Source organism: Mesorhizobium sp. M7A.F.Ca.CA.002.15.2.1 (assembly GCF_003998715.1).
Lineage (GTDB): Bacteria > Pseudomonadota > Alphaproteobacteria > Rhizobiales > Rhizobiaceae > Mesorhizobium > Mesorhizobium ciceri.
This window is the reverse complement of record NZ_RZPI01000741.1, coordinates 2199-2592: the sequence shown is the minus strand read 5'-3', so window position 1 is coordinate 2592 and position 394 is coordinate 2199. Positions and strand designations below refer to the sequence as shown.

The following is a 394-nucleotide window of genomic DNA, read 5'->3' as shown; positions in this document are numbered from 1 at the left end:
GTCGTCGGCGTCGATGCGCAGCGTCATCTTCTTAAGGATCGGCTGCTCCTCGGTGTAGCCGACATTGACGTTGTTCAGCGCCACGATCGGCGAGGCCACCGTCTTCACCGGCTCGGGGAAGGAGAACGGCCGCACCGAGTCGTTCACCAGGGCCGCGATCGGCTTCATCTTTTCCAGTGCCTTGATGCGCGACTGTGCCTGTCTCGCCTTGGAGGCCTTGGCGCGGAACCGTTCGACGAAGGATTCCATGTGCTTACGCGCGGCTTCCTGCTTGACGCGGCCCTTCTCCTGCAATTCCTTCTGTTCGGTGTATTGACGCTCGAACTGGTCGTAGCCGCCGCGCCAGAAGGTCAGCTTCTTCTGGTCGAGGTGAACGATCGAGTTGACGGCGCGG

The 394-nt window shown here is 61.7% G+C and carries 1 pseudogene; it reads right to left on the bottom strand.

The features are described from left to right. Positions 1–394 (bottom strand): annotated as a pseudogene (locus tag ENZ74_RS35400) (ABC transporter ATP-binding protein); the annotation flags it as partial.